Source organism: Gelidibacter sp. (assembly GCF_035577925.1).
Classification (GTDB): Bacteria; Bacteroidota; Bacteroidia; order Flavobacteriales; family Flavobacteriaceae; genus Gelidibacter.
This window is the reverse complement of sequence record NZ_DATJCY010000302.1, coordinates 1-24391: the sequence shown is the minus strand read 5'-3', so window position 1 is coordinate 24391 and position 24391 is coordinate 1. Positions and strand designations below refer to the sequence as shown.

Below are 24391 nucleotides of genomic sequence, written 5' to 3'. Positions count from 1 at the left end.
TGTCCGTTATTTTTAACCTCAGCACCACGATGGCGGATTTTACCAAAATATCCCGAAGTACCACCACCAAGTTTGGACATCATACCTACTTCAGATTGGGTATATAGAATATTTCCCATATCATCACCAATATGCGACCCAAAACAACTGATAGGAAGTCCTCTCTTTTTACCAAAATTGGACCAAACCGGTGAGGCCAATGAGAAAAAGCCTTGCGACATATAGCCGTAAAACTTATCTGCGTATCCCGGAATTCCCAGTATATTTTCAGCTCTATCTGCAATTTCACGAATTCGAACTTCGGCAGTAACACCTGGCGTCAAATATCCTGAGGCCAAAAAATCTCGGCTAAAGTTATTGAGCCATTCAAAACCTTTGGTTTCTGTTTCTTCTTTAGTGTGAAGCGCCTCTTTTCGAGCGTTTAAAAGGTGGTCTGCTTCAGAAATTGTTTTTGTTGTTTGTGTGTCGAGGGTATGGATTTTAGTGTTCATTTAAAATAGGTCATCACTGGTTATACTTTGTGTTCTTTTGCTATAATTGATGGAGCGTTTTACGAAAAAATCGCCGTGTTTGGTACCGATAATTTCGTCATCAAACCACTCGGTTTGTGCTACAAGGCTTTCATCGACTTCAAATACTTTAGCTACGCCTATACTGACAAGCGAGTTGTTGAAGCGGTTTTTGATAAATTCATTCACAACGGCTTTTGGTAAGAAATCCAACTCGCCGTCTTCAAAAATCCAATCTACAATTCTGCTCTCGGCAATAAATGCTTCCTTGCACATTTCTTGGATCATGAGGTTGTAATTGTCATCAAACCACTCTGGATTTTCATCTTTGATGATCTTGATGATATCAATACCAAAATCACCATGGATTTGCTCTTCCTTAGAGGTGGCTTCCACAACGTTAGAAATTCCTTTCAGCATATTTTTATGCTTGTTAAAGGCCATGATAATCAAAAATTGGGAAAATAGAGAAACGTGTTCGATGAATAATGAAAACAGCAAAATAGACTCTGCATATTCCTTGTTATTTTCACTTTTTGCATTTTTTAAAGCGGTTTCCAAATATTGGACGCGCATCATGATGGCTGGTTTCTTTTTTAAATCCAGAAACTCTTCATTAAGGCCTAATATTTCGAGAAGGTGTGAATACGCATCATGATGTCTTACTTCACTTTCGGCAAAAGTGGCGCCTACTGATCCAATTTCAGGTTTTGGCATGCGGTGATAGATATCACCCCAAAAACTCTTTACGGCAACTTCTATTTGCGAAATGGCAAGCATGGTGTTTTTTATGGCCGATCGTTCTACTTCTGTCAAACGGGTTTTAAAATCCTGGATGTCGCTCGTAAAGTTAAATTCGGTGTGGATCCAATACGAGTGTCTAATGGCCGGCACATATTCATAAAGTGCAGGATACTCGTAAGGCTTTAAATTGATGCGTTTTTCAAAAATGTTCAGTTTTCGTTTTTGGGTTTGTTGATTTCGGTAAAGGATGTATCCTTTTGCCACATCAAAAAATCCGGATTCCATCAATTTGGTTTCAACAAAATCCTGAACCTCTTCTACCGTAGGAATATAATTGACATCTAACTTCTTTCTCTCAAGAAGTGCCGCATAAACCATTTCAGAAATGCGTTGTGCATCTTCAACTCCGCCGTGGTTTGCAGCGGTCATCGCTTTTAAAATCGCATCTGTAATTTTCTGTAAATGAAAGATATCTGTGCGAAAATCTCTTTTAATAACGTGGGTAATTTGCATGGAATAAGGACTAAATAATTAAGAAAAATATCGAGTGTAAAGATGTTAAATTTATTTATGACTTTTGATCGAGCTACCAGATTGTTGTTAAATGGTTATCAACAATCGGTTAAAAACGATTGAAATCTTGACTTTGAAATTCAAAATAAATGCTAGATAAGACCATGAAAACAAGAGGGGTTTGAGGCAACCATTTCAAGTAAAAAACGGTATGTATAACTTTAAAAAAAAGTGAATAATTCGAATGGAAAACCATTTTTATTAAATTTTTTAAAATGGAATTCTGGTTATAAAATAGGTAACCGTATTTTAAAGATTATATTCGGTAGGTTTGTAAATTATGATTTTGGTCAAGAATTTTATCAAGAGTTTTTTCTCATAAAATATTGATTTTTTGCAAGGTCAATTCGCGTTTAAATTCATAAATAATTAAACAAATACGTTTTTAATGGGTGTAATATCAAATATAAAAAATGGCAAAAACCCTTTATACCATATATGTCATTGAACTTTCTAAACGTGTTTTTACTGAAAACGCTAAGTTTAGAAATGCAAATCCTCAATTTAATGGGGTATTGCAATGCCTATATGTTGGTATGACCAGCAAAACGCCCAAGCAACGTTTTGAACAGCATAAAACTGGCTACAGAAACAATAAAGGGCACAAATTATCGGCCAATATTGTTGAAAAATATGGACTTTATTTGAGACCTAGTTTGTACCTTCATATCGATCCATTTTTGACAAGAGCAGAAGGCTTGGAAGCCGAAAAGGAAATTGCATTGGAGCTGCGCCGCGAAGGTTATGCAGTGTGGTTTAATTAAATGTCTGGGATTTTATCAGGAAAACATCTGTAAAATGGAGTTGTTTATAATGAAATTGTACAGGTCAATTCAATTCTTATAAAAGACATCAATATTGTGTGATAAAAGATACAAGACCGCTGCGCTATAAGAAATAAGAACCTAGACTAAAGCGTAAAGCATTAAAATTGCGGCTTTAAAAATTTAAAGTAAAAAGAAGTTATGCTATTTCGATTTTTTTCCAAAACTAACTGAAAAGGAAGGTCATTTTTAAGAAATTCTACAAAAGTCTTTATTGGTCTGATTTTTACTAGATCATCGAATTTTAATAGGACAACAATGAAAAGAAATATGTTTCGAAAATTTTATTCTAAAAAGTTGATCTAAATTTATCAATCGCTTCGCATTGCCATTAATTTTTGTAACTTCATACGTCTATTTTAAAAAACAACCTTATGAAGTATTTCGTTTTATTATCGGCCATGTTTTGTTTTTCATTGACGGTTGGCCAATCGCAAATTCCATCGGCCGAAAGCCAAATTAAAACTGCACTTTATGCCTGTCCAGAAATGTATCAAGAAGGTGCAAAAATTTTGGGATATGATCAAAAAGGCCAACTCATTACCTTACGGGAAGGAACTAACGAAATGGTTTGTCTGGCCAGTGATCCCAACAGAAATGGCATTAGCGTATCGTGCTACAGTAATCAACTGGAGCCTTATATGCAGCGCGGTCGGGAACTGATTGCCGAAGGGAAAACAGAAGTTGAAAAACGGGAGATCCGGAAAGCAGAAATTGATGCCGGAACCTTGGCGATGCCAAAAACACCAGCTGCGGTATATGTGGTTACCGCCAAAAAGGAGGAACACGATTTTGAAAGTGGCGTCTTAAAAAGCAGTAGAATAAGATATGCCTTTTACAAACCTTATATGACGGCTCTAGAAACTGGATTGCCTACCAAACCACAAGCACCGGGAATGCCTTGGTTGATGGATGCGGATACGCACCGCTCACATATTATGGTGACACCTGCAGTACAGAATTAAGAAGATTCAATTCTTTTAAAAAAGTAGAAATTCCAGACGTTTGGCAGATTTGGAGTTGTTAAAACATTAAAACAATTAGTCCGGAATTTCTACATAAACTATGAGCTGTATGGCAGTTATTCGTGGATTACCAAAATTGGCACTTTGGAATGGTATGCAATACCTTTGACCAACGGCTGGTTAAGAACGCTTTCAAAAAATGAATGTTTTTTGTTGATAAATGCAACCATATCGCTCTCTCTGCTTTCAACAAAACAGTGAATGGCCGACGGAACAGAGAGATTGCTCAAAAAGTGAAAAGAATGGTTAACCTCTTCAAAATATTCATCGAGCAATATTTTATTGGTCGTTTGTTTTTCGTCCAATAATCCATCTTCAGATACATGCAATATTTTTATAGAGGCATTGCATATTTTAGCGATTTCAATCAAATATGATAATCGGTTTTTTTTAATGGGATTTTTAAATCCTGTTGGAAAAACAATCTCTTTTGGAAGTTGCTTTTTGGCCAATTGTGGAACCACGATTATGGGGCAATTATTAATTTTATCCATAACTTGGGTAGCTACACTTCCGTAAAATTTACGTTTTTCGTTGGTTTGGCCGCGTGTTCCCATAACAATAAGCTCAATATCCTTTTCTTCAACAACACTTTTAATAGCTTTTAAAGGCTCGCTAAAAACAGAAATAACCTGAAAACTATGATTTGGGTTCCCGTTATCGCCAAATGCAAACGTGTTTAATAACTGGTGCAATCCCATTTCGGATTTTTTCTTGGTAGCTTCAAACAATTCACTGCCAGGTTCCATGGCCATTAAGCTTTCAATATTTGTTGCTTTGATATGAAATACATTTAAAAGGTAAAACAAACATTTTTGGTCCTTATATAGCTCCAAAGCATACGTTATTGCTTTTGAAGCATTTTCCGAAAAATCGGTTGGCAACAATATTTTTCGTTTCATTGGTAGGGTTTATTGTATGATATTAATTAGATTTTTAAGACGAATTCTTTATTCCGGAATCACTAAAAATGGAACGGTTGGTTTAAATCCAATTTTTTTGATGACCGGTTCTTTAATAATGCTTTCAATAAAGCTGTGTTTGTAATTGACCATAACCAGAAGGTTGATTTTAAATTCGTCAACAAACTCATTGATTTCTTCTGATTTTGTATCTGTTTTGTCCATCCAATGAAAAGTGTGTTCAACATTAGTGAAGTGGTTTTGAAGATGGCGCATATTGTTTTGCTGCACTTCACTTAAATCATCTTTTAAATTGATGTGCATTATATAAATATGAGCATCAAACATCCGTGAAATATTGGTTAACATATTGATTTCCTTATTGGTATACGCTCTGTTAAAATCTGTTGGGAACAAGATGTCATGCGGTGTAACATATTCAAAACCTGAAGGAATGGCCATAATAGGACATTTAACATCCTTAAAAACCTGAACGGTATTAGAGCCAAACAGAATGGTTTTGGCACCTGTGGCTCCTTTGGTTCCCATGATTATCAGGTCGATCTGACGTTCTTCAATCAGTTCATGAATGCCTGAAATTAAGGTGTCAAATCTGGCAATCGTTTCAAATTTATGGTTGGTATTTATGCCCAGCTCATTTAAAATACGTACATGCAATTGACTTAATTGCTCCTTGGAAATTTCTCTAACCGGATCCTGAATACCAAATTGCGCCGGGCTATCCAAAAGCATATACGTGAAATCATAAACAGGAGGCGTGTAGGCATTGAACAGATGAAAGGTACATTGCTCATGTTTAAAAAACTGAATGGCATATTTGATGGCATTCCAAGAGTTTTCGGAAAAATCTGTGGGCAATAATATGTTTTTCATCATCTTGGGCTTTTGATGGTTATAATGAACGTGTTGAATTTTGCATGGCCAATAGCGGAATGTCGAGGTCCAAACTTACTTTATCGAGTGTTGAAGGAAATAATACATTTTCTAAAAATGACGAATGCGTATTTACCATAATCAGCATATCAATTTCATTTTCGTGGATATAATCCTTGATGGCCTTGGCGACATTTTTTTCGTGTAAGGTATAAAAGTTGATTTCGGTTCTACAAATCGTTTCTTTAATGAACGCTTGGTTATCTTCTTGCCGAATGGATAGTTTATCGCTTTTTGAAACATGGACTACATCCACGACACTGCGGTAAGATCCTGCCAAATCACACACCAATTTCAATTCTCTTCGTTTATAAGGAATCATATAATCGGTTGGAAACATCATACGTTTTGGTTGCGTATTGGTATAATTGGCTGGTATGGCCAAAACAGGACATTCTACATATTTTAACACCTGAAAGGTTTGGCTGCCAAATAGTATATTCCGATCGTCAGAATTGCCTTTGGTGCCCATGACGATCAAATCGATGTTTTTGTCATTGACAATCCGATTGGCTTCTTCAACCAGCGAATTGAATGCCGAAATAGTGCGGTATCGAAATCTCGGATTTGGAGATATCTCATGGACTGTTTTCAACAAATTTGCCAATTTTGCTTCTGATTCATTTTTTACCTGTTCCAAAATATCATCATAAACCTCACGTGAAACGAGATCTTTATGATCATAAAAATCTCTTTGATACGTGTTCATGAAGTAAAAACAAGCATTTTCATATTTAAAAAACTCCAACGCATACTTAATGGCATTCATTGAATTATCGGAAAAATCTGTAGGAAATAGAATGGAAATCATAACGCTGTTTTTTTATAGGATTAATTATAAATTTAATGATTAAAAATGATTTAAAGCATGATATATGTCATATTTAAGAGTATAAATAATTGATTTGAACTTATTTATAGCATATTTAAGGATTGCAGTTTGAATTTTTATAGTTGTTTTTAGATAGATTTTAGTTTTGATAATGCAGATTTAGCACGCTAAATCAAGTAATCTAAGGCTAAAAGATGCTCAAAATAACATTAAAAGACAACTAAGAAATACAAACACTTTCTAAAATAAATAGTTTCACTAAAATTTAAACAGGCTCTTAAGATTGCCATTTAAAAAAGACGATTAGCATCGTATTTTGATAAAAAAATGTTCTCCCTGAAGTGTTCTGTCATAAAAAATAGGTTAAAATAGGTGTTTTTCTATACCATCGTATCGTGCATCACCAAAAATGGAATGTGCGTATGATACGTAATTTCTTCAATTTTTGAATGAAATAAAATTCGCTGAAAGTAGTTGAGGTTTTTTGCAACCATAGCCATCATTTTGATATCTCTACTTTGTACAAAACACTCAATGGCAGCTTCAACATTTTTATTAGAAAGATTGTAGAATTTTATTCTGAATTTATTAAAATATTCATTCAACAGATCTTTGTTGTCCTGTTGGTCAATGCTCAGTTCGGCAGTTTTTTTGGTAATATGAACCACCTGTAAGCTCGAGTTATGAATGTCCAAAATATTATAAAGTGGCTTCAACAAAGCTACGCCGTAGGTCAATAGATAATCTGTAGGGAACGCAATTTCATGTAAGTCGGTAAAATTGGCATCTTCTGGAACAACCAAGGTTGGGCATTTTACCTTTTTTATAACATCTGCAGCGTTGCTTCCTACAATTACTTTTTTCAATCCACTGGCACCTTTTGTACCCATGACAATCATATCGATTTTCTTTTCCAGAACATGGTTTCTAACGGATTCGACAAAAAAATTATAATCTGTTAATGTAAAAAAGTGATGGTTTTTATTTTCTTCAAATTCGGTCGAAATACGTTTTAAAAGTGTTTTTAATTGCTTTTTGGCAGGTTTGGTAAACGTGTTTTCAATAAATTCTTTATCAGGAACGTATGCAGAATTGTTTAGTGCTAAGAAACTCAGAGAATTAACATGTAACAAATAAAACGTACATGCTGTTTTGTCAAAAAACTTTAGGGCATACGCGATGGCATTCCATGAGTTTTCGGAAAAGTCCGTTGGCAAGAGTATATTTTTCATAGTAAATGATCCTAATTAAAAGCAATTCAAAATTATAGGGATAAATTCAGTTATGAAATGATATTGCTCATGTTTGTCCAATTTCTTGTGTTTTTGGGTTTTGTTAAAAGAAAAATATCTGTTGATGGCCTATATAAACAGAACATCCTCTATTTTAAAAAAAATAGAGGATGTTGTTCTTTTGGTTTCTTGATTACTTTACCGCAATCATACTGATTTCTACGTTGACAAACTTAGGTAAGTTTGCTACTTCAACGGTTTCTCTTGCTGGTGCAGTTTCGGTATTAAAATAAGTGCCATACACCGAATTTATTTCTCCAAACTGGTTCATATCACTAATGAAAATAGTCGATTTCACAACATTTTCAAAAGTCATGTTTGCAGCGGCCAAAACGGCTTTCAGATTTTCCATAACCCGAGTAGTTTCAGCAGCAATAGAGTCAAGGACTAATTCATTGGTCTTTGGGTCAAACGCAATCTGTCCAGAGATATATAATGTGTTTCCACTTAAAACCGCTTGGTTATAAGGGCCAATTGGTGCTGGAGCATTGGGTGTGTTAATAATTGTTTTCATGATAGTTGTGTTTTTTAATGATTGGTCTGCGATTAAATTTTCCCAGACAATTTATAAATTATATTACCTTAAACGTTTGTCCGGTTCACGTCGTTTATCGTATTTAATATCTTTTAGCAAGTTGGATTTGATTCCGATAAAAAAGTTCCATGAACTACGTTCGCTAAAGGGGATGATGCTAAAATTCATTCGCCAGCTTAATAAATCGCGTTCAAACCTAAGCTGTGTGTAGGTAAATCCCTGGTTTTTAAAATCATATCCCGATGATGCGCCAACTTTCCAACGAGGTGATAAATCAATATCTCCTGAAAACATCAATGAGTTTGACGATATTTCGTTTTGACGCGCATTGTTGGAATAGTTTACTGCCCAAGCTACCCTTAAGCTCCATGGAAGACTATAATTGTAGAACTCGGAACTGATTTTCTTTTCTTCAGATTTATCTTCGTCACCTAAACGTTGATCGGCAAAGTTTTCTGATACGCCAAATAAGTCGTCGTCACGTCCGCCACTTCGTCTCGATTCTTCTCGTGCACGTTCGTCAGACTCCTTTTTGCCTTTAGAGTTGGAGCTGCTCAATGAATAGCTCAAGTTCATGCTGGCCGATGTCAATCTAAATAAATTGCCACCATTGGAGATGTTGAATTTATCTATACGTCGGTTATTGTTATCTAGCGCGTACGGATCTAAGGTCATCCCAAAATTGATGTTCATCTTGTTGTCCAAAAGCTGCGTGCCACCAGAAACTCTTAAGGGGCTCCATCGCAAGGAATCGCCGGCAAAATTATGAGAAGTCGAAAAGTTGAGGTTATTGATCAATACAATTTTTTTAGGATCAGTTTTGGTCGAATCCCGATCCCTTACTTTGGCTTCAAAATTATTGCCCAGGGAAATACCCATTGAGCTGGAAAAATTTTTGTTTGGCGCACCATAAATAGATTCTTCAAATCGGCTGTATTCGGCACGCGTTAAATCGCCATTCGCAGTAATATAATCAAAGCTGTCATAATAATCATCAAATGCTGGATTGATATTATAACTTATGGAAGGTCTCATAATATGCCTTAAGGCCTTGATTTTAGTGTCTTTTCCAGGTTTTTGAAAATTGAACATTCCATAAATTGTTGTCCCAATACTGGTGCTGAAATTATAAGTTCTAAAACTGTCAAAACCCGTCAGATCGCGTTTCAATACCTTATTTTCATCTTCATCATAGTACTTTTCGATGGTGTTGAGCGTCCAGTTTTCCTGAAAATTTGTACTTGCGCTAACGCTAAAGTGTTTAAATACCTTAAAGTTGGTTGAAATAGGAATGCTATGCTGAAAGCCAACTCGGGCATCCTCAAACATCTCCTTTTTAAAAAACAGTGAATCTGTAGTTCTTATCCTGTTCTGTGCATTCACATTATACTGAAAGTTGATATTGTCTATAATTCCCTTTTTGGTGCCAACTTTAGGAGCAAAAGGATAAATCCTGCTCATGCTACCTTGAAAAGTTGGAAGCGTCATATCTATTTGTTGCGTTCTGGTATTTTGTGAATGCGTTGCAGTTAGGCTGATATTGACTTGAGGTTCGCCAACAAAAGCTTTAGAATAAGATACGGATGAGGATAAGGTATTGTTCAAAAAGTTAGAGGCATTCATTTGATTGACCGACTCTTGATAATACTTACTGCTACCAAGGTTAACGGATGCCGAAAACCGCGAACTAGGATTGGCTTTTGAATCTTGCGAATGCGACCACCTTATGTTATAGATGGATGATTTTGAATAATCCGGGAATCCACGTTCACTATCAATCAGGCTTTCAAAGCGCACTCCAAAATTCCCTCTAAATTTATAGCGCCACGCATAATTGGTTTCTCCTCGCAATCCGTAGCTCCCATTAGTGTAGTAATCACCATAAACCGCCAAATCGGCATAATCACTAATGGCAAAATAGTAGCCTCCGTTTTGCAAATTATAACCCCGCCGGCTATCTTGACCGAAAGTAGGGAAGAGGATGCCCGATGTTTGCTTTTGGGTGAGCGGAAAATAGGCGAAAGGCAAACCAATAGGTGTTGGGACATCATAGATAAACATATTGGTCAATCCTGTAACGACTTTTTTATTGGGAACAATTTTTGCTTTGCGCATTAAAAAATAAAACTCCGGATCTTCTTGGTTCTCTGAGGTCGTAAATTTCCCACGATTGATAAAATACACCGAATCGTTTTCTTTTTTGGTGATATCGGCAATGATATATCCGCCACTTTGTTCGGTTCTAGAGTTGAATATCAGCGCTTTTTTGGTATCGGTATTAAAAATAATGGAATCTGGCTCAACCAGATTGGCACCTTGTTTAAAAGTTGGTGCTTGTGTGTAAACGCCTGCCGTATCTTTTAACCGACCAGCGTAAACCAAGTTTTTATTGTGATCAATAACTATAATCCCAGCCTTAATTTCCATGTCTTCATAGTACACTTCGGCTTCATTGTATAAGGTCGTTTGTTTTAAGCGTTCATTAAGCCTTACATAATCTTTAGCTTTATAGTTGACTTTATCGGTCAAAAACTCTTTTTGTTTTGGGATGGTATCTTGCGTGATGCTATCGGTTGCTTTTAAGTTGGTGGTTGGCAAAAGTACAGAATCAACAGCTACAGCCACCTTCATACTATCACTTTTCGTAACTGGTAATATAGTAACTTGTTTTTTAGGAATTTCTTGGGAGTAACCCAAAGTGTTGACAAACACTGTAAAACTCAGAATAAAAAGTATATGAAAGCTTTTTGTACGCAATGCTTTTAAGTGTATTTTTGTAAAAGTATGGCCAGGTTTTTGAAAAGTCAAAATTACATATATTTTTTTGTGATTAATGACTATTCATTCAAATTTTAAAAATTAAAATAAACCAAGCTTTTTATCCGTTAAGACCTTTATGAGAACGCATTTACCTTATATTTTCGTATTTTTTAGTTTTTTGTTTGTAAGTTTTTCAACTCCATTTTATGCCTTTCAAAAAAATACAGACAAGTTTGTAGTGGTTTTGGATGCCGGACATGGTGGCAACGATCCCGGGAATGTTGGGAATGGTTTTAAAGAAAAAGAAATTGCACTTAACATCGTTTTGGCCGTTGGAAAATCATTAGAAAAACATCCTAATATTAAAGTGATCTATACCCGTAAAACGGATGTTTTTATTCCTTTAAGAGATCGTGCGAAAATTGCAAATAATGCCAATGCCGATTTATTTGTGTCCATTCATTGCAACTCCCACCATTCTAGTGCTCACGGGACGGAAACCTTTGTTTTGGGACTGCATGAAAACCAACGCAACTTTGAAATTGCCAAAAAGGAAAACGAGGTTATTTTCTTGGAAGACGATTATAAAAGCCATTATGAAGGTTTTGATCCCAATTCTCCAGAATCGTTTATTGGACTTACCTTAATGCAAGAAGAATATTTGGACCAAAGCACACAGTTAGCGCGTTTAATACAAGATAATTTTGCAAAAACATTAAATCGCGTAGATCGCGGTGTCAAACAAGCCGGGTTTTGGGTATTGCACAGCACATATATGCCAAGTGTTCTGGTAGAAACAGGATTCTTGACCTATAAACCCGAAGGTGTATACCTCAATTCGGCAAAAGGCCAAGGTGAAGTCTCTTTATCTATATATAAAGGTATAATGGATTATAAGATGAAGTTGGATAGAAACATAGGGCAAAATGTTTATAATGATTACTCCAATATTGATACTGTTAATGAAACGGTAGACGTTGAAGACGTGTCCAATAACACTGCCGAAAAACTTTATCCTAATACCGTCTTTAAAATTCAACTTGCTGCAAGCTCAAACAAGATTGAACCAAAATCTTATAACTTTAAAGGTTTAAAAAATATTTCAATGGAAAAAGAGGGAAAAATATTTCGCTATTTCTGTGGGAATACCTCCGATTATAATGAAATAAAAAAAATGGCAGAAGCCGCCAAGTCAAAAGGTTACCGTGATTCATTTATCGTGGCCTATCAAAACGGAAAGCGTGTTAAGCTATCTGACGCTGTAAATTCTGCGTCAAATTAAAAAGATTCTTAATATTTTTATGCCTAATTTTGTTTGCAATTAAATCTTAAAACATTGAAAATATCAAGAGAAATTAAAACTGCAATATTGGTAATATCAGGTGTGCTCCTTATGATATTTACCTTTAATTATTTGAAAGGTCTAAACATCCTTCAAAAACACAATAGGTATCAAACACAATTTGATTATAACGCCCTGAGTTCCTCTTCTTTAGTAACCATTAAAGGAAATCAAATCGGTAAAATTGACAAAATTACCTACGATGATAAAACAGGAAAAACCATTGTTGATATCATAGTTACTGGCGATGTGAAATTTTCTAAAAACAGTAAGATCAGAATGTATGAAACTGGTCTTATGGGCGGCAATGCGTTGGCCATTGTACCAATGCCCGGGCCAGAATTGGCTAAAGACGGTGATTTCTTGGAATCGGAAATTGAAGAAGGTCTTATTACCAGTTTAACAAAGAATTTTTCAGGTATTAGCGGTAATTTGGACGTTACTTTGAAAACAGCAGATTCGTTGATGAATAATTTTAACAGCTTGATCGCTAGTGAAGATGATGACGGGCTAAAAGCCGCAATTGCAGAACTCAACAAAACTATTGTTTCGTTTAAGGCTATGGCCGATGCTATGAGCAGATTGGTGGTTAAAAATGATGCGGCGTTAACCTCTGCCATTGGTAATTTTGATGTTTTGTCCAGCAATTTAGCACAAATTACTACCGATTTTAAAGAAGTTGAGCTATCGGAAACAGTTGCTAAACTCGATCAGACGCTGCAAGAAGTTAACACGCTTATGACCGATGTAAAAGAAGGGAAGGGAACGCTTGGCAAATTACTTGTCGATGATAAGTTATATACTAATTTGGAAGGAGCCTCCTTACAACTGGAACAGTTGCTTCAAGATTTTAAACTGAACCCCAAACGCTATGTGCATTTTTCTGTATTTGGAAAAAAACCAAAGCAATTTGATGCAGAAGGCAATATTATAGAAGACGAAAAAACACAGCCCCAAAATAATGATATAGAAATAGAAATCAATTAGCAATAACTAACTAACCGACCAACAATGAACTATATTCCAAATATCCTATTTGCCATAATTTTAATAGCTGGCGTTGGTTTTTTTACAAAAAATGTAAAAAAATTAATACGTAATATTAAACTAGGCCATGATGTTGATGTGAGCGATAATACCTCACAACGCTGGAAAAACATGGCAATGATCGCACTGGGCCAAAGTAAAATGGTCGTCAGGCCAGTTTCTGGTTTCTTGCATATTATTGTCTATCTCGGATTTATCATTATCAACATTGAGGTTGTAGAAATTATTCTTGATGGATTGTTTTCGGGAATTCTTTATGATGATCATCGTTTGTTTATGAGCATTTTACCGGCTCCGCTTTATGGATTTCTAATCGGAACTTTTGAAATTCTCGGACTTTTGGTCTTCGTAGCGGTTATTGTTTTTTGGATCAGACGAAATATTATTAGAATCAAACGGTTTTGGTCTAGCGAAATGACCAGTTGGCCAAAAAATGATGCCAATAATATTTTGTATATCGAAATGGTTTTGATGCTTTTGTTTTTATTAATGAATGCAACCGATTTAAGGTTTCAGGCTATGGATAACGGCAACGTCATCAGTCAATATCTTACACCATTATTTAGTGGTTTTTCAGAAAGTACTATACATTATATTGAACGTGGTGCTTGGTGGCTGCATATTATAGGGATTTTAGGATTCTTAAATTATCTTTATTTTTCTAAGCATTTGCATATCCTTCTGGCGTTTCCTAATACCTATTTTGGGAAAGTGAAGCCTAAAGGTGAATTTGATAATTTGGAAGCGGTGACCAATGAGGTCAAAATGATGATGGACCCGAATGTCGATCCTTTTGCGGCACAACCAGAAAACACGGATGCTCCTGCAAAATTTGGAGCAAGTGATGTGCAGGATTTAAGTTGGGTGCAATTGCTCAACGCCTATACGTGTACAGAATGCGGACGTTGCACAAGTGAATGCCCGGCCAACCGAACCGGTAAAAAACTGTCACCACGTAAAATCATGATGGATACCAGGGACCGATTAGAAGAAGTTGGCAGAAATATCGATACCAATAACGGTGTATTTAAAGAAGATGGCAAACAGTTGTTGGACGATTATATTACACGCGAAGAACTGTGGGCGTGTACTACATGTAACGCCTGTGTGGAGGCTTGCCCTGTAAGTATTGACCCGATGTCTATTATTATGGATATGCGTCGTTATTTGGTGATGGAGCAATCGGCCGCACCATTGGAACTTAATAATATGATGGCCAATATTGAAAATAACGGAGCACCATGGCCTTATAATCAAATGGATCGATTAAACTGGAAAAACGAGAATTAATGATCTGAATATCATATTGAGTTGATATTAAATTTGAGAATATCAAATTTAAAGTAGAATTCAAGTTTTATAAAATAGAGTAAGAACTTGGAGTTTAAATCTTAAAAGTTTTATAGATAAACTATTAAGCTAAAAACTCCCCAACTAACAAACCAATACTCATGAGTAATACATTGAAAGTGCCAACCATGGCAGAATATATAGCAGAAGGCAAACGTCCAGAAGTACTTTTTTGGGTAGGTTGCTCTGGAAGTTTTGATGATCGCGCTAAAAAAATAACCAAGGCTTTCGTTAAATTATTAAACAGTGCCAATGTCGATTTTGCTGTTTTGGGAACGGAAGAAAGTTGTACTGGAGATCCCGCAAAACGTGCAGGAAATGAATTTCTTTTCCAAATGCAAGCCGTTACTAATATTGAAGTGCTCAATGGTTATGAAATCAAAAAAATAGTTACCGCTTGTCCGCATTGTTTCAATACCATTAAAAATGAATATCCGGGACTTGGTGGCAATTATGACATCATGCACCATACGACATTTCTTAAATCGCTTTTGGAAGAAGGCCGTTTAACCATTGAAGGCGGACAGTTTAAAGGTAAACGCATCACATTTCATGACCCTTGTTATTTGGGGCGTGGCAATAATATCTATGAAGCACCAAGAGATTTGATACGGAAGTTGGATGCCGAATTGGTAGAAATGAAAAGTTGCAAATCGCGCGGTCTTTGTTGTGGTGCCGGTGGCGCACAGATGTTTAAAGATGCCGAAAAGGGCGATAAGGAAATCAATGTGGCGCGTACCGAAGAAGCCATCGAAGTTAAAGCTGATATTGTAGCAACTGGCTGTCCGTTTTGTAATACCATGATGACTGATGGGGTGAAAGCCAAAGATAGAGAAGGTCAAACTTTGGTGATGGACATTGCTGAGTTGATTGCAAATGCGCAGGATTTATAATGGCGAAAGATATATTTTTATTGAACATTTCGGGTCAGGACAAACCCGGATTGACATCTGGTTTAACTAACGTTTTAGCACATTATGACGCTAAAATTTTAGATATTGGCCAGGCTAATATCCACGAAACACTTTCCTTAGGATTTTTGTTCGAAATTGAATCTGGTCACAAATCAGAAGCCGTTTTAAAGGATCTATTATTTAAAGCCTATGAGCTTGGTGTGAAAGCAAAATTTAAGCCTATCGCATCAGAAGATTATGAAAAATGGGTTGGCAATCAAGGGAAGGATCGTTATATAATTACCATTTTAGGTGAAAAATTAACCGCCGAACAGATTACTAAGGTCACCGCTGTGATTTCAGAGAGAAATTTAAATATTGATGCCATTAAAAGGTTAACGGGTAGAATATCTCTTGTTAAGGAAGACGATTATCCAAGGGCATCGATTGAATTATCTATCCGAGGAAAAATTGACAACAAAGCCGAATTAACGTCAAAATTTATGCAGATTTCGCACGATACTGGCGTGGATATCGCTTTTCAGGAAGATAATATATATAGACGAAACCGACGTTTGGTATGTTTTGATATGGATTCCACTTTGATTCAGGCGGAAGTCATTGACAAATTGGCCGAACTGGCAGGTGTTGGTGATGAAGTCAAGGCCATTACGGAATCGGCGATGAATGGCGAAATTGATTTTAGTGAGAGTTTTGTGCGCAGAATGAAATTGTTGGAAGGTTTGAGTGAAGATGTTTTACACGATGTTGCAATAAATCTTCCGATTACAAAAGGTGCAAGACGATTGATCAGTACTTTAAAACAATACGGATTTAAAACCGCTATTTTATCGGGTGGATTCACTTATTTTGGACACTATTTACAAAAAGAATTAGGAATTGATTACGTTTATGCCAATCAACTGGAAATAAAGGATGGGAAGCTGACCGGCAAACATCTTGGTGAAATTGTTGATGGCGAGAAAAAAGCTGTGTACCTTAGGGAAATTGCAGAAAAAGAAGGTATTGATATTGCACAGACCATTGCTGTTGGCGATGGAGCCAATGATTTACCGATGATTAATCTTGCAGGTTTGGGGATTGCATTTCATGCAAAACCTACAGTGAAAAATAACGCTAAAAGTGCCATATCAAGTATAGGATTGGACGGTGTCCTTTATTTATTAGGATACCATGATAGACAAATAGATTTAATAGAATAAAAAAAATAGCATGCTAGTTGATTTTAATACCTTACCAGAAGACTCTAGAGTTTGGATTTACCAAGCCAACCGTTCGTTTAGTGATAAAGAAATCGAAGAAATAGAATCTAAGTTAGATGTTTTTTTAACTAACTGGGCTGCTCACGGCAGTGATTTACAGGCTGGATATATTATTAAGTACAAACGATTTATAGTTATTGCCCTAAATCAAAATTTAAATTCGGCTACTGGATGTAGTATTGATGCGTCGGTTCAATTTATCCAACAATTGGAGAAAGAATATAACGTTGATTTATTGGACAAAATGAATGTGTCCTATAAGCAAGGTGATTTTATAGCTTACAAAACCTTAGTTGATTTTAAGAAAATGGCCAAAGACAAAGCGGTTTCAAAAAACACCATCGTCTTTAATAATTTGGTGAATACGATCATGGAATTTAATGAAAGTTGGGAAGTTCCTGCTAGCGAAAGTTGGCACAGTCGGTTTTTGAGCTAGGACTTTTAACAGTTCAGAGTATTTCATCTTCATTATAAAACTATCATAAAATGCTGTTGGCTTCGAGCTAAAAACGCTATTTTGCAGTTTCTATTTTAATTCAAATTTAAACTCTCAAAAAGCACTCTCATTTTTATGCGTTTTATTTTTTCCCTCATTCTTTTTAGTTGTTTTATTTTTCATTCTTCGGCACAAGAAATTTCAAATCCGCTTTTGGCAAAGGATCAAATGGCCCAAAAAAAATGGGTGGATAGTATCTATGACCAAATGGATGTTAGGCAACGTGTTGGTCAACTTTTTATGGTCAGAGCGGTTTCAAACGGCAATAAAGCAAATGAAGCCGAAGTGGCAAGATTAATTAATACCAATGAGATTGGAGGTATAATTTATTCTACCGGTGGACCGGTCAAACAGGCTAAACTAAATAATCAATATCAGGCTATTTCTAAGGTACCATTGTTGATTGGGATGGATGCCGAATGGGGTTTGAGCATGCGCCTGGATTCTACGTATGCTTTTCCATATAATATGACACTTGGTGCCATTACCGATAATAATCTGGTGGAGCAAATGGGCAGACAACTGGGCGAACATTGCAAGCGCATTGGTGTTCATTTTAACTTTGCGCCAGATGTTGATATCAATATCAATCCTAAAAACCCAATTATAGGAAATCGTTCTTTTGGAGAAGATCGTGAAAACGTGACAGCCAAAAGTTTGGCGTTTATGAAAGGCATCCAAGATGTTGGAGTTTTGGCAAGTGCCAAACATTTTCCCGGTCATGGTGATACCGATATCGACAGCCATAAAACCTTGCCAACTATTGGTTTTAATGAACGACGTATAGATTCTATCGAATTATATCCTTACCGAAAATTAATAAAAGAAGGCTTGTCCAGTGTTATGGTAGCGCATCTAAACGTGCCAAGTTTGGAGCCAAATCCGGGAACGCCATCGTCATTATCAAAAGCTATTATTACCGATCTTTTAAAAGAACGGATGCAATTTGAAGGTCTAATTTTTACCGATGCACTAGAAATGAAGGGTGTTGCCAACTTTAGCAAACCTGGAGATATTGATCTGGCGGCTTTTTTGGCAGGCAACGATGTGCTTTTAATTTCTGAAAATATACCCATTGCCATTAACAAAATTGTTGAAGCTTATGATGCCGGAAAAGTTACTGAAGAACGACTCGAACATTCGGTAAAAAAGATTTTAATGGCCAAGTATAAAGTTGGCCTAAATAATTACAGTCCAATAGTTATCAATAATCTTGTGCCCGATTTGAACCGGTTGAAGGATGATTTGCTCTATGAAAAACTCATGGAAAATGCGATCACGGTGGTTCGGAATGAAAAGGAAATTTTACCGTTGAGACATCTTGATACTAAAACGATTGCTTACGTTGAAATGGGCGATCCTATTGATAATTCGGCATATTTGAATGAATTGCGAAAATACACTAAAGTCCATCATGTCAAAGCTGCCAAATTGGATGAACTATTAGCTAAGCTTGAACATTACAACACGGTAATTGTTGGGTTTCATAAATCGAATGCTAATCCGTGGCGACCGTATCAGTTTTCGGATAAAGAAATGGTTTGGCTTTATGAAATGGCACGGACCAATACGATTATTTTAGATGTTTTTGCCAGACCTTATGCACTTATCAATTTAAAATCTATTGAAAATATTGATGGTATTGTGGTCAGTTATCAAAATAGCGAGGTTTCTATGCGCAAATCGGCCCAGCTTATTTTTGGAGCAATTCCTGCAAAAGGAACACTTCCTGTTTCGGCCGGTGATCATTTTAATGTTGGTGATGGTTTTATATATAATGGCATTCAATCCTTAAGTTATGGCCTTCCCGAATCGGTCGGGATGAGTTCTGAAAAACTCAAAAAATTAGATTCGATGGCTAAAATTACCATTGATCGAAAAGCCGCTCCAGGATTACAGATTTTAGTAGCACGTAAAGGAAAAGTGGTCTATAATAAAGCTTTTGGAAAACATACGTATGAAGGCAAAGAAAAAGTGGATTTGGATGATATGTACGATGTAGCGTCGCTAACTAAAATCTTGGCAACATTGCCATTGTTGATGGAACTGGAAGAAAGAGGTGCTGTAACTTTGGATACAAAGCTTTCTGAAATTTTACCGGATTATAAGGATTCGAATAAAAAGAACATCACTCTAAAACAAATGCTGTCGCATTACGCACGTTTAAAACCATGGATTCCATTTTATTCAGCCACTTTGGATGCTTCCAAAAAGTTAGATCCCAAATATTATAGAAGTGAAGCCAGTCCACAATTTAATATTAAAGTTGCCGATGGCGTTTTCTTGAGAACTGATTATGAAGATACCATTCAGAAAATCATAAGAGACTCTGATTTGTTGCCGCGCTTACAATATAAGTATAGTGATTTTCCTTATTTTATACTGAAAAAATATATTGAAGATTATTATGGTAAAGGTTTGGATCAATTGGTTCAAGATCATTTTTATAAATCATTGGGAGCCAATCATACCACTTATAATCCGTCGGCAATTTTTAGTGATAGCCAATTGGTGCCCACTGAAGTTGACGATTATTTTAGATATCAAACCATTCAAGGTTATGTGCATGACATGGGTGCGGCGATGCAGAATGGGGTTGGTGGTCATGCTGGGATTTTTAGTAATTCCAATGACGTAGCAAAGATTATGCAAACTTATCTCCAAAAAGGATATTATGGAGGGAAACGCTATTTAAAAAAAGAAACGATTGAGAAATTTAATTTTTGTTACTATTGCGCCAGTGGCGTAAGGCGAGGCGTTGGTTTTGATAAACCACAATTGGGTGCTAATGGGCCCACTTGCGGTTGTGTATCCTTATCAAGTTTTGGGCATTCGGGATTTACCGGAACTTATGCTTGGGCAGATCCTGAAGAGGAAATAGTCTATGTGTTTCTTTCCAATCGAAATTATCCGAAAGAAAATAAAAATATTTTGAACAGAGAAGGCATCAGGACCGAAATTCAACGATTAATTTATGAAGCGATTATTGAGTAAAAAGTAATTTTTAATTCAAAAATTTCGGACATTTAAGGATTGATTTTATTGATATCGTGTTTACGTTGCTGTATCATTTATACGTCACTCACATTTCAGTTTAGCGCTTAAGTTTTAGGCAGCTTATCGCGCTTAATATATTAAAAAGAACGAATGAAAATAGGAATTGTATGTTATCCAACCTTTGGCGGTAGTGGTGTTGTAGCTACTGAGCTAGGTTTGGCACTCTCCAAACGGGGCCATGAAATTCATTTTATTACTTATAGCCAACCCGTGCGCTTGGATTTGTTGGGAAGTAATGTCCATTATCATGAAGTTACCGTACCCGAATACCCGCTGTTTTTATACCAACCTTATGAATTGGCTTTGTCAAGCAAGTTGGTAGATATGGTCAAATTGCATGGTATCGAAATTTTACATGTACATTATGCCATTCCGCATGCTTATGCGGCTTATATGGCGCGTGAAATGTTGCAGGAAGAAGGCATTTATGTGCCTATTGTGACTACACTTCATGGTACCGATATTACGTTGGTTGGAAGTCATCCATTTTATAAACCTGCAGTAACCTTTAGCATTAATAAGTCCGACGCAGTAACCTCGGTATCAAAAAGTTTAAAAGATGATACGATACGTTTGTTCAATATCAAAAAAGAAATAGATGTCGTGCCAAACTTCATTGATTTCAGCCGGCATAAAACCCATTTTGAAGACTGTCAACGTTGGCTTTTGGCGGAAGAAAGTGAAAAAATAATTACCCATATCAGTAACTTCCGAAAAGTGAAAAGAATACCTGATGTGATTGAGATATTTTATAATATTCAAAAAAAAATACCCGCAAAATTGATGATGGTGGGTGAAGGCCCTGAAAAAGCTGATGCCGAACGTTTATGTAAAAAACTAGGTATTGCCGATAAGGTTGTGTTTTTTGGCAACAGCCATGAAATAGACAAGATTCTTTGTTTTAGCGATCTGTTTTTGTTGCCGTCCGAAACCGAAAGTTTTGGTTTGGCCGCATTGGAAGCTATGGCTTCGGGGGTGCCTGTTATTTCAAGTAATACGGGTGGCATTCCTGAGGTTAATATCGATGGTGTTTCAGGATATTTAAGTGATGTGCATGATATAGACGATATGTCTAAAAACGCAATTTATATGTTGAGTGATGACGAGCGATTAAAAACCTTTAAATCTAATGCAAGAACAGAATCTGCTAAGTTTTCAATTGATAAAGTTGTGCCACAATATGAAGCCATTTATCAAAGAACCTTGACAACTTGTGACTACTTATAAGATTATAATTTGTTTATACTAATAGTTTTAACTATTAAAAAACCCATCATAAAACTAAATTATGATGGGTTTTTATCACCTTAGATAAAGAGAGAAAGGTGCTTAAAATCTATATCTAATACCAAGGGCTATATCAAAGCCTAAGTCGTCATTAAAATCGTTTCCTAAAGCAAATTCAGGTCTGAAATCCAAGGACAACATTAAAGGGATGTCAAAAATATACTCAATCCCTATATCACCACCAATAAAAGCAAAGGTTTGATTTTCTTTGGAATGACCTGGAACTTTATAGCTATAACTTCCAAGACCAGCACCAGGTCCTGCATACCAGTTAAAGCCACCGTCAATATTCCAAACCCATTGGTAGATACCAGCCAATTTAAATCCGTCATAGTTGCTACCACTTCGAAGTCCTAAATCTAATTCTAAACGATTGTCTTGGCTAAGTCCTAATTGGTAAGATATTTCAGCTCCAAAACCATCGCTATCTCCAATACGTAAACCTAGCGCATGGTCTGCAATATTTTGTGCGTTCATAAACATGGTGCTTCCTACGAAGACAATTGCAATTAAAAATAATTTTTTCATAAATTGAGTTTTAAAATTTTTAACAAAAATACGTCTTGTAATCATATGTGTAGCGAAAAATCTCGCTAACTTTATGTTAAAATCGATATAATACACTTAAGTTTAGCTTAAAATTACAAGAAAATAAGAAGTTTATAGACCAACTTGACTACCAATACTATGCTGAAAATGGAAGACCTTAAAACCCAGTTAAAAGGCGAGTTTTTTACTGACGATCTGATGAAATCTATATATGCAACCGATGCATCCGTATATCGAAAACTGCCTTTAGCCGTTGCATATCCCAGAACTATTGCAGATTTAATTCTGCTCATTGATTTTGCAAAAACAAATGCAACCTCTCTAATTCCCCGTACTGCCGGTACATCTTTAGCAGGCCAATGTGTGGGTGAAGGCATAGTGGTTGACGTGTCCAAACACTTCACTAAAATTCTTGATTTCAATGAACGCGAACAAACGGTTACCGTACAACCTGGCGTCGTAAGGGACCAGCTTAATAATTACCTAAAACCCTACGGACTTTTTTTTGGGCCCAATACGTCAACATCCAACCGCTGTATGATTGGTGGTATGGTCGGGAACAACTCATCAGGAACAACGTCTATCCAATATGGAGTTACTAGAGATAAGATTTTACAAATGAAGGTGTTGTTGAGCGATGGGAGTGAAGCTGTTTTTGAAAATTTAAATTCAGAGGAGTTTCTTCAGAAAACAACACAAACTTCACTAGAAGGCCGTATTTATAAAACGATTTATGATGAGCTTAAGCATAAAGACGTTCAAAACCGAATTGTAGAGAATTTTCCAAAACCTGAAATCCACAGAAGAAATACAGGCTACGCCATTGATGAGTTGATCAAAAGTGGAGTGTTTAACGGTAATTCCGAACCTTTTAATATGTGTAAATTATTATCAGGAAGTGAAGGAACCCTTGCTTTTACTACAGAGATAACTTTAAAGCTGGATGTTTTGCCTCCTACTGAAAGCATGATGGTTGCCGCTCATTTTGAAAGTATCGAAAAGTGCCTTCAAAGTGTTGAGCTCACCATGCAACATCATCTTTACACTTGCGAAATGATGGATAAAACCGTTTTGGATTGTACCAAACAAAATAAAACGCAAACCGAAAACAGGAGGTTTGTTGTGGGAGATCCCAAAGCGATTTTGATGTGCGAGGTTCGCGCAAATTCCTTTGAAGAAGTACAAAATCAAGCCGATAATCTTGTGCAAGCTATTAGAAATTCTGGATTGAGTTATGCGTATCCTGTTCTTGTTGGATCAGAAATTGAAAAGGCCGTAGAATTAAGAAAAGCAGGATTGGGTCTTTTAGGAAATATTATAGGCGATAAAAAATCGGCGGCATGTATTGAAGACACAGCCGTAGCATTACCTGATTTGGCAAATTATATTTCAGAATTTACAGAACTTATGAAAAGCCATGAACAAGAAGCCATTTATTATGCACATGCCGGTGCTGGTGAATTGCATTTACGACCAATCCTAAACCTTAAAAAAAGTGAAGATGTCGCTTTATTTAGGCAGATAACAACAGATGTTGCACACTTGGTCAAGAAATATCAAGGCTCCATGAGTGGTGAGCATGGCGATGGAATTGTGCGGGCAGAATTTATTCCTTTGATGATTGGCGAGGCTAATTATCAATTGTTGAAACGTATTAAAAATGCTTTTGATCCCAATAATATTTTCAATCCCGGTAAAATTGTCGATGCGTATCCAATGGATGAAAATTTGAGATATCAATCCGATAGAACCGAACCCGAAATAGAAACGTTACTTGATTTTTCAGATTCGCTAGGTATTTTAAGAGCAGCAGAAAAATGTAATGGCTCTGGTGATTGTAGAAAACTGCCTGAATTTGGCGGTACCATGTGCCCAAGTTATCGTGCCACTCGCAATGAAAAAGATTCTACGCGCGCAAGAGCAAATGCATTGCGTGAATTTTTAACCAATTCAGAAAAGGCAAATAAATTTGACCATGAAGAATTAAAAGAGGTTTTTGATTTGTGCTTAAGTTGTAAAGCCTGTGCTAGCGAATGTCCAAGCAGTGTAGATGTGGCGACTTTAAAAGCAGAGTTTTTATATCAATACCAAAAGGAAAATGGCGTATCATTAAGAACAAAGTTGTTTGCCTATAATA

At 36.2% G+C, this 24391-nt stretch carries 19 protein-coding genes and 1 pseudogene; 11 read left to right on the top strand and 9 right to left on the bottom strand.

What is annotated here, in order from left to right:
• Together VNJ50_RS11865 and VNJ50_RS11860 are read right to left on the bottom strand one after the other, a co-directional pair.
• Positions 1 to 491 (bottom strand): annotated as a pseudogene (locus VNJ50_RS11865) (ribonucleotide-diphosphate reductase subunit alpha); the annotation flags it as partial.
• On the bottom strand, positions 492 to 1766 hold the full coding sequence (locus tag VNJ50_RS11860; RefSeq protein WP_325582178.1) for a ribonucleotide-diphosphate reductase subunit beta: 1275 nt from the start codon (positions 1764 to 1766) through the stop codon (positions 492 to 494).
• Positions 1767 to 2239: 473 nt separating this feature from the next.
• Between VNJ50_RS11860 and VNJ50_RS11855 the strand changes: the two genes are divergently transcribed.
• Both VNJ50_RS11855 and VNJ50_RS11850 read left to right on the top strand, forming a co-directional pair.
• Positions 2240 to 2590, top strand: coding sequence for a ribose-5-phosphate isomerase (locus tag VNJ50_RS11855; RefSeq protein ID WP_325582176.1), 351 nt, complete (start codon positions 2240 to 2242; stop codon positions 2588 to 2590).
• Between the two features lie 434 nt (positions 2591 to 3024).
• Entirely contained in the window at positions 3025 to 3615 is a 591-nt protein-coding gene (locus VNJ50_RS11850) for a hypothetical protein (protein ID WP_325582174.1), read from the top strand.
• A gap of 116 nt (positions 3616 to 3731) precedes the next feature.
• Here VNJ50_RS11850 and VNJ50_RS11845 read toward each other — a convergent pair whose 3' ends face one another.
• From VNJ50_RS11845 to VNJ50_RS11820, 6 genes are all read right to left on the bottom strand, one after another.
• A complete protein-coding gene (locus VNJ50_RS11845) occupies positions 3732 to 4577 on the bottom strand; it encodes a universal stress protein (RefSeq protein ID WP_325582173.1) in 846 nt (281 codons plus the stop codon).
• A gap of 48 nt (positions 4578 to 4625) precedes the next feature.
• Positions 4626 to 5471, bottom strand: a complete 846-nt coding sequence (locus tag VNJ50_RS11840; protein WP_325582171.1) for a universal stress protein — start codon at positions 5469 to 5471, stop codon at positions 4626 to 4628.
• Positions 5472 to 5490: 19 nt separating this feature from the next.
• Positions 5491 to 6342 (bottom strand): universal stress protein, encoded by an 852-nt coding sequence (locus VNJ50_RS11835; protein WP_325582169.1) that lies wholly within the window; start codon positions 6340 to 6342, stop codon positions 5491 to 5493.
• A 401-nt stretch (positions 6343 to 6743) separates the two neighbouring features.
• Entirely contained in the window at positions 6744 to 7595 is an 852-nt protein-coding gene (locus VNJ50_RS11830; protein ID WP_325582167.1) for a universal stress protein, read from the bottom strand.
• Between the two features lie 193 nt (positions 7596 to 7788).
• On the bottom strand, positions 7789 to 8169 hold the full coding sequence (locus VNJ50_RS11825) for a Rid family detoxifying hydrolase (RefSeq protein ID WP_325582165.1): 381 nt from the start codon (positions 8167 to 8169) through the stop codon (positions 7789 to 7791).
• Positions 8170 to 8232: 63 nt separating this feature from the next.
• On the bottom strand, positions 8233 to 10998 hold the full coding sequence (locus VNJ50_RS11820) for a putative LPS assembly protein LptD (protein WP_325582163.1): 2766 nt from the start codon (positions 10996 to 10998) through the stop codon (positions 8233 to 8235).
• Between the two features lie 88 nt (positions 10999 to 11086).
• Here VNJ50_RS11820 and VNJ50_RS11815 point away from each other — a divergent pair, with 88 nt between their 5' ends.
• From VNJ50_RS11815 to bshA, 8 genes are all read left to right on the top strand, one after another.
• A complete protein-coding gene (locus VNJ50_RS11815) occupies positions 11087 to 12232 on the top strand; it encodes an N-acetylmuramoyl-L-alanine amidase (protein ID WP_325582162.1) in 1146 nt (381 codons plus the stop codon).
• Between the two features lie 54 nt (positions 12233 to 12286).
• The gene (locus VNJ50_RS11810) at positions 12287 to 13279 is read left to right on the top strand and encodes an MlaD family protein (RefSeq protein ID WP_325582160.1); all 993 of its coding nucleotides are present in this window, start codon (positions 12287 to 12289) and stop codon (positions 13277 to 13279) included.
• A 24-nt stretch (positions 13280 to 13303) separates the two neighbouring features.
• Positions 13304 to 14629 (top strand): (Fe-S)-binding protein, encoded by a 1326-nt coding sequence (locus VNJ50_RS11805; RefSeq protein ID WP_325582158.1) that lies wholly within the window; start codon positions 13304 to 13306, stop codon positions 14627 to 14629.
• 161 nt (positions 14630 to 14790) lie between these two features.
• On the top strand, positions 14791 to 15582 hold the full coding sequence (locus VNJ50_RS11800) for a (Fe-S)-binding protein (protein ID WP_325582156.1): 792 nt from the start codon (positions 14791 to 14793) through the stop codon (positions 15580 to 15582).
• Complete coding sequence (gene serB, locus VNJ50_RS11795; RefSeq protein WP_325582154.1) at positions 15582 to 16805, top strand: phosphoserine phosphatase SerB; 1224 nt, start codon at positions 15582 to 15584, stop codon at positions 16803 to 16805. Before VNJ50_RS11800 ends, serB begins: the two co-directional genes overlap by 1 nt.
• 10 nt (positions 16806 to 16815) lie before the next feature.
• Positions 16816 to 17301 carry an ABC transporter ATPase gene (locus tag VNJ50_RS11790; protein ID WP_325582152.1) on the top strand — a complete coding sequence of 162 codons (486 nt, stop codon included), beginning with the start codon at positions 16816 to 16818 and terminating at the stop codon, positions 17299 to 17301.
• 135 nt (positions 17302 to 17436) lie between these two features.
• Complete coding sequence (locus VNJ50_RS11785) at positions 17437 to 20355, top strand: glycoside hydrolase family 3 N-terminal domain-containing protein (RefSeq protein ID WP_325582151.1); 2919 nt, start codon at positions 17437 to 17439, stop codon at positions 20353 to 20355.
• A 153-nt stretch (positions 20356 to 20508) separates the two neighbouring features.
• Positions 20509 to 21645: an N-acetyl-alpha-D-glucosaminyl L-malate synthase BshA gene (bshA, locus tag VNJ50_RS11780; protein ID WP_325582149.1), complete on the top strand. Its 1137-nt coding sequence runs from the start codon at positions 20509 to 20511 to the stop codon at positions 21643 to 21645.
• A 102-nt stretch (positions 21646 to 21747) separates the two neighbouring features.
• Here the strand turns inward: bshA and VNJ50_RS11775 are convergent, their stop codons facing one another.
• Entirely contained in the window at positions 21748 to 22233 is a 486-nt protein-coding gene (locus VNJ50_RS11775) for a hypothetical protein (protein WP_325582147.1), read from the bottom strand.
• Between the two features lie 168 nt (positions 22234 to 22401).
• Here VNJ50_RS11775 and VNJ50_RS11770 point away from each other — a divergent pair.
• On the top strand, positions 22402 to 24391 hold a 1990-nt coding region (locus VNJ50_RS11770), incomplete at its 3' end, for an FAD-binding and (Fe-S)-binding domain-containing protein (RefSeq protein ID WP_414652888.1).

Excerpts from the sequence above, each read along its gene's own strand:
- VNJ50_RS11850 (WP_325582174.1), top strand. The coding sequence starts at position 3,025 with ATGAAGTATTTCGTTTTATTATCGGCCATGTTTTGTTTTTCATTGACG.
- VNJ50_RS11775 (WP_325582147.1), bottom strand. The coding sequence starts at position 22,233 with ATGAAAAAATTATTTTTAATTGCAATTGTCTTCGTAGGAAGCACCATG.
- VNJ50_RS11800 (WP_325582156.1), top strand. The coding sequence starts at position 14,791 with ATGAGTAATACATTGAAAGTGCCAACCATGGCAGAATATATAGCAGAA.
- VNJ50_RS11855 (WP_325582176.1), top strand. The coding sequence starts at position 2,240 with ATGGCAAAAACCCTTTATACCATATATGTCATTGAACTTTCTAAACGT.
- VNJ50_RS11860 (WP_325582178.1), bottom strand. The coding sequence starts at position 1,766 with ATGCAAATTACCCACGTTATTAAAAGAGATTTTCGCACAGATATCTTT.
- VNJ50_RS11840 (WP_325582171.1), bottom strand. The coding sequence starts at position 5,471 with ATGAAAAACATATTATTGCCCACAGATTTTTCCGAAAACTCTTGGAAT.
- VNJ50_RS11790 (WP_325582152.1), top strand. The coding sequence starts at position 16,816 with ATGCTAGTTGATTTTAATACCTTACCAGAAGACTCTAGAGTTTGGATT.
- VNJ50_RS11785 (WP_325582151.1), top strand. The coding sequence starts at position 17,437 with ATGCGTTTTATTTTTTCCCTCATTCTTTTTAGTTGTTTTATTTTTCAT.
- VNJ50_RS11835 (WP_325582169.1), bottom strand. The coding sequence starts at position 6,342 with ATGATTTCCATTCTATTTCCTACAGATTTTTCCGATAATTCAATGAAT.
- serB (WP_325582154.1), top strand. The coding sequence starts at position 15,582 with ATGGCGAAAGATATATTTTTATTGAACATTTCGGGTCAGGACAAACCC.
- VNJ50_RS11825 (WP_325582165.1), bottom strand. The coding sequence starts at position 8,169 with ATGAAAACAATTATTAACACACCCAATGCTCCAGCACCAATTGGCCCT.
- bshA (WP_325582149.1), top strand. The coding sequence starts at position 20,509 with ATGAAAATAGGAATTGTATGTTATCCAACCTTTGGCGGTAGTGGTGTT.
- VNJ50_RS11830 (WP_325582167.1), bottom strand. The coding sequence starts at position 7,595 with ATGAAAAATATACTCTTGCCAACGGACTTTTCCGAAAACTCATGGAAT.
- VNJ50_RS11805 (WP_325582158.1), top strand. The coding sequence starts at position 13,304 with ATGAACTATATTCCAAATATCCTATTTGCCATAATTTTAATAGCTGGC.
- VNJ50_RS11845 (WP_325582173.1), bottom strand. The coding sequence starts at position 4,577 with ATGAAACGAAAAATATTGTTGCCAACCGATTTTTCGGAAAATGCTTCA.
- VNJ50_RS11815 (WP_325582162.1), top strand. The coding sequence starts at position 11,087 with ATGAGAACGCATTTACCTTATATTTTCGTATTTTTTAGTTTTTTGTTT.